A 5,525-nucleotide genomic window follows, 5' to 3' on the forward strand; every position below is an offset into this window, starting at 1 on the left:
TTCGTCCGTTTTCTGATTTTAATTCGAGGTATTTAGATGGTCGAGGTGTTCAAAGGCACAACTACGGTGGGAATCGTCTGCAAAGATGGTGTCGTGCTCGCATCAGAGAGCCGGGCCACCATGGGCAACTTCATCGCCAGCACCACTGCACAGAAGATATACAAGATCTCCGACCGCATCGGCTTGACCACTGCGGGAGTGGTGGGCGACGCCCAGTCCCTCGTCAGGATGATCCAGGTGGAGGCCAGGCTCTACAACATGCAGAGGGGCGAGCCGATGACCGTCAAGGCGACAGGTTCCCTTTTATCCAACGTCCTCGCTTCGAGGAGGTACTTTCCCTTCATGGTGCAGCTCCTTTTAGGCGGCGTGGACAAGAAGGGCCCGCAGCTCTTCTCCCTGGACGCCCTGGGCGGCCAGATCGAGGAGCAGAAGATCGTGGCCACTGGATCCGGCTCCCCAACCGCATACGGAGTCCTTGAGGCTCTCTACGATCCCGAGATGGAGATCGAAGAGGGCTCGAAGCTCGCCGTAAGGGCCATCCACAACGCCATGAAGAGAGATTCGGCCTCTGGCGACGTCATACAGTTGGTCAAGATTACCGGCGACGGGTATGAGGTGGTAGATGAATCTGTTGTGGAAAATATCCGGCAGGCTCTCTAAGTAAAAATAAACTTTTTTTGGATGTGTTTCATTGTCTGTTGAGGAAGTACTCCTTGAGCTTAAGCGGAGAGTGCAGAGCAAGCTGCCTCCGAACATAAACGTCACCGGCATCGAATTCGAGGGCCCTGAGCTGGTAATATACACCGACGACCCAAGAAGGCTGGCAGACGATGGCGAGATCATCCGCTCCCTTGCAAAAGATTTGAGAAAGAGAGTGGTGGTCAGGCCAGACCTGAAGGTCCTGGCCGACCCCGAGGGCGCGGTGAAGAAAATTCAGCAGGTGGTCCCCTCCGAGGCGGGGCTCACCGACTACTACTTCGACGGCGAGACTGGAGAGGTGGTGATCGAGGCCGAGAAGCCGGGGCTCGTGATCGGACGACACGGGGCCACCCTGCGAGAGATCACAAAGTTGATCGGCTGGACCCCGAAGGTGGTGAGGACGCCGCCGGTGCGGTCATCCACCATCGCCAACACCAAAGAGTACCTCCGGTCTGTCCAGTCCGAGAGAAAGGAGATCCTGAAGACGATCGGAAGGAGGATCCACAGAGACGTCGCCTCAAAGGACCAGTGGGTGAGGATAACCACCCTCGGTGGGTGCCGAGAGGTCGGAAGAAGCTGCATGCTCCTCTCGACCCCCGAATCGAAGATCATCGTCGACTGCGGCGTCAACGTCGGATCCGACGACAGCGCGACGCCCTACCTCTACGTCCCCGAGGCGTACCCCTTAAACCAGATCGACGCCGTGGTCCTCACCCACGCCCACCTGGACCACGCCGGCCTCGTTCCGATGCTCTACAAGTACGGGTACGAGGGGCCGATATACTGCACCCAGCCCACAAGAGATCTCTTCGTCCTCCTCCAGCTCGACTACATCGATGTGGCGGCACGGGAGGGGAAGAGGATCCCCTACGAGTCCGCCATGATCAGGGAGGCCCTGAAGCACACCATCACCCTGAACTACGGCGACGTGACCGACATAGCCCCCGACACCAAGCTCACCATGCACAACGCGGGCCACATCCTGGGCTCAGCCATCTGCCACTTCCACGTGGGAGACGGCCTATACAACGTCGCCTTCACCGGGGACTTCAAGTTCGAGAAGACGAGGCTCTTCGACCCTGCGGTCCACTCCTTCCCCCGGCTTGAGACCCTGGTGATGGAGGCGACCTACGGCGGGTCGGGCAGCACCCAGCCCTCCCGGAAGGAGGCCGAGAACAGGCTTCTCAAGGTGGTCCGGGATACCATAAAGCGCGGCGGAAAGGTGATCATCCCGGCCTTCGCCGTGGGGAGGAGCCAGGAGGTGATGATCGCTCTCGAGGAGGCGATCAGGAAGAAGAACCTCGCCGAGATCAGCGTCTACCTCGACGGCATGATCTACGAGGCGACGGCCATCCACACCACCTACCCAGAGTACCTGAACAACGAGCTCCGGGACCTGATCTTCCATAAGGGGATCAACCCCTTCCTCTCGGACTGCTTCGTCCAGGTGGAGAGCGCAAGCCAGCGGACGAGCATCATGGAGGGCGACCCCTGCGTCGTCCTGGCGACGAGCGGGATGCTGAACGGCGGCCCGATAATGGAGTACCTGAAGGGGCTGGGGCCTGATGAGAAGAACACCCTGGTGATAGTGGGCTACCAGGCCGAGGGGACCCTCGGCCGCAGGATCCAGAAGGGCTGGAACGAGGTCCCCCTCTCCTCTGGGGGGAGGACCCAGACCGTCAAGATCAACCTGGATGTGGTCACCGTCGACGGCTTCTCTGGTCACTCTGACCGAAACCAGCTGATGGACTATGTGAGAAGGGTCTACCCCAAGCCCTCGAGGGTGATCACAAACCACGGCGACGAGAGCAACTGTCTCGACCTCGCGAGCTCCATCTACAAGAAGCACAGGATACCGACGATGGCGCCCATGAACCTGGAGACGGTAAGGCTGATCTGATCGGGCGGAGAAGGGCGAGCCCGAAGATCTTCTTCCAGGGGGCGAGAAAAGGCGGCAATTCGATCTCCGCCGCCTTTTGGGCTCGACCGCGATATGCCTAAGATCGGCTCCCCTCTGCCTCGAAGGCGGCGATGGATTCTTCAAAAGATTTATCAAATTTGAGCGCCAATTGGCGGACGAGGTTTTGTGCGATGGGAAAGAGAACTCGGATCATCAACGATCCCTCCGATCTTGTTCCTCTGCTCCTGGCTTTCGGTTCAGAAGTTCATAAAAGGGTATTTGAAGAGCTCTGCTGTGATTGGCGTACAGAAGCGGAGCTTTCAGAGCTTATCGGCGACGAAAGAGGGGTTCATAGGAGCCTCGATCTTCTGAAGAAGAGCGGATTGGCGGAGACCAAGTGGAAGACGCCAAAACCTGGCGAAACCCCGAAGAAGGAGTATCATTCCAGCTATTCCCGGATTCAGGCCAACTTCGTCTGTTCCCTGGAGGATCTGAGCGAGCTGATATATCTCACCTCGATGTCGGATGATGAGCTCCGAGAGGTGACCGAGAAGATCGAGGAGGTCGTCGCCAAGGGCAACACCTCCCTCGCCAACCTCTCTCGAGAACTGGACCTCAGCCAGGCCTTCATAAGAGGGGCTTCCAAACGGGCGGAGAGACTCTCTGTCAGGGGTCAGCGGATCGAGCTCTACAGGGAAGAGGGTTAGAAGATGGTCGACGTTTTACAGAGCAAGAGGGACAGCTCGAGATTTCAGATCTTGGTGGAGATCGCCGCAAACCAGCCGAACATCCGGCAGAAGGAGGTGGCCGAGAGGCTCGGCGTCACCCCCCAGGCGATCTCCGAGTATATCAAGGACCTGGTGGCCGACGGGCTCGTTATATCCGACGGCAGGATGAGGTACCGGATCACAAAAGAGGGCGTGGAATGGCTTCTCGAGAGTGCCGCCGATCTGAAACGGTACGCTCGGTACGTGATGGAGGAGATCATAAGTCACGTCTCGGTCTGGGGCGCCATAGCCGACGAGGAGCTGGAGGAGGGGGAGACGGTATCTCTGGAGATGAGGGACGGACTCCTCTATGCGGGCCAGAAAGGCGGTGAGGGCGCGACCGGGGTGACCATCTCCGATGCCCGGGCCGGGGAGGACGTGGGCGTATCGAACCTCAAGGGGCTGATCAGCCTAAAAGAGGGGACGATCACCGTCGGCAAGGTTCCGAGGGTCCAGATGGGCGGGTCTCGGAACGTCGACCTCGGGGTCCTCACCAGGATCATCGCCAACGGGAAGATGGTGGGGGCTTTGGGCATAGAGTCTCTCGTCGCCCTGAGAAAGGTGGGCAGGGAGCCGGACGTCTTCTTCGGGGCGAAGGAGTCGGCGGTGGAGTCGGCCTTTCACGGTGTATCCTCGGTGATCATCTGCGTCGACGAGCAGGTCCCAAACCTCATGGGAAGGCTGGAGGCCGAGGGGCTGAAGTACGATCTCGTCGACCTCACGTCGAACTGATCGTGTCTCGATGTCGATCGCGGTTCTGGCCAGGGCTGAGAAGGGGAGGGTTCTGATCCTCCCCCTCCGGGGGGCTGAGACCCTATTCGAAGGATACCTCCGCCTCCAGGAGACGCCCAAAGGTCCGAGGCCCAGGAAGTTTCTTGTAAATAAGGACGGGGACGAGAGGTACCTCCCGCCGGACGATCTGGTCAGGCTTCTGCGAAAGGCCAGCTCGATCTACATCGCCCCGGGCCACCCCTCCGTCGAGGGGCAGCTCGTCGAGTTTCTCGAGGCCTTTCAGCTCCCTTTTCGGAAGGTCTCAATCTGCCAGCTCTGCCTCTCGGAGAAGAAGAAGTTCACTCCCCTGGACAGGAGGGCGGTCAAGTACAAGGGCGGCCTGATCTGCGAGCGGTGCGCCGCCGAGGAGCTCCGGAGGGAGGCCGACTTCAGACACCTGGGCCGGGCGGCGAAGCTCCATCTGGGGAGGCTTCTTCTCAAGAGAAGAAATCTCGACGACGTCCTCGCCCTCCTGGCCCTGGATAGGCTCGACTCGGATCTGACCAAGTTCGACGAGATCCCCGCCCAGGGGGACGAGGATCTCATGCCCGTCGAGGCCCTCGACCTCCCAGCAGAGCTCAAGGCTTTTCTGATGAAGAGGACGAAGACCCTCCTCCCGGTCCAGGCGAAGGCTGTCCGGGGAGGTCTCTTGAAGGGGAAGAACCTCCTGGTCGTATCGGCCACAGCCACCGGCAAAAGCCTCGTCGGTGAGATGGCGGGGATCAAGAACTTCCTGGAGGGGAGGGGGAAGCTCCTCTTTCTCGTCCCCCTGGTGGCCCTGGCCAACCAGAAGTACGACCAGCTCTCCCTCTACCGGGATCTGGGGGCCAGAACGTCGATCAAGGTGGGGGTCTCCCGGATCAAGCTCGGCCGAGGTAAGAGGATGAGGCAGGATCTGAGCTCCGAGATCATCACCGGGACCTACGAGGGGATAGACCAGGTTCTACGGACTGGAAGGGAGCTGGGGAAGGTCGGAACCATCGTCATCGACGAGGTCCACATGCTGGAGGAGAAAGAGCGGGGCCATAGGCTCTCGGGCCTCATAGCGAGGCTCCGGTTCAGGTTTCCGGAGGCCCAGTTCATCTACCTCTCGGCCACCGTGGGCAATCCCGCTGCCCTGGCGGAGCAGCTCGGCTCCGACCTCGTCGACTACGCGGTGAGGCCGGTCGCCATCGAGCGCCACCTGATATTCGCCGAATTTCAGGAGAAGAGGGGGCTATTGCGACGGCTGGTCCGGGAGGCGGCTTCCAAGACCTCCTCCACAGGGTACAAAGGCCAGACGATAATCTTCACCAACTCGAGGAAGAACTGCAACAACCTCTCCGCAGCCATACCCAACTCCGCCGCCTACCACGCCGGGATGCAGTACGACCAGAGGAGGAAGGTGG

Annotated in this window: 5 protein-coding genes; all 5 read left to right on the forward strand. The window is 60.0% G+C overall.

The window, feature by feature from the left end; translation table 11 throughout:
- Window positions 1-36 precede the first annotated feature (36 nt).
- Window positions 37-660, forward strand: coding sequence for an archaeal proteasome endopeptidase complex subunit beta (gene psmB / locus ACP5EL_RS02935; protein WP_428400949.1), 624 nt, complete (start codon window positions 37-39; stop codon window positions 658-660).
- A 31-nt stretch (window positions 661-691) separates the two neighbouring features.
- The gene (locus ACP5EL_RS02940; protein ID WP_428400950.1) at window positions 692-2,599 is read left to right on the forward strand and encodes a beta-CASP ribonuclease aCPSF1; all 1,908 of its coding nucleotides are present in this window, start codon (window positions 692-694) and stop codon (window positions 2,597-2,599) included.
- 191 nt (window positions 2,600-2,790) lie between these two features.
- Window positions 2,791-3,306, forward strand: a complete 516-nt coding sequence (locus ACP5EL_RS02945; protein ID WP_428400951.1) for an ArsR family transcriptional regulator — start codon at window positions 2,791-2,793, stop codon at window positions 3,304-3,306.
- 3 nt (window positions 3,307-3,309) lie between these two features.
- Complete coding sequence (locus ACP5EL_RS02950; protein ID WP_428400952.1) at window positions 3,310-4,098, forward strand: MarR family transcriptional regulator; 789 nt, start codon at window positions 3,310-3,312, stop codon at window positions 4,096-4,098.
- A 10-nt stretch (window positions 4,099-4,108) separates the two neighbouring features.
- Window positions 4,109-5,525: DEAD/DEAH box helicase (locus ACP5EL_RS02955; protein WP_428400953.1), on the forward strand; the 1,417-nt coding region annotated here is incomplete at its 3' end.

Origin of the sequence: Methanocrinis sp., from assembly GCF_049974945.1 — an archaeon.
Lineage (GTDB): Archaea > Halobacteriota > Methanosarcinia > Methanotrichales > Methanotrichaceae > Methanocrinis.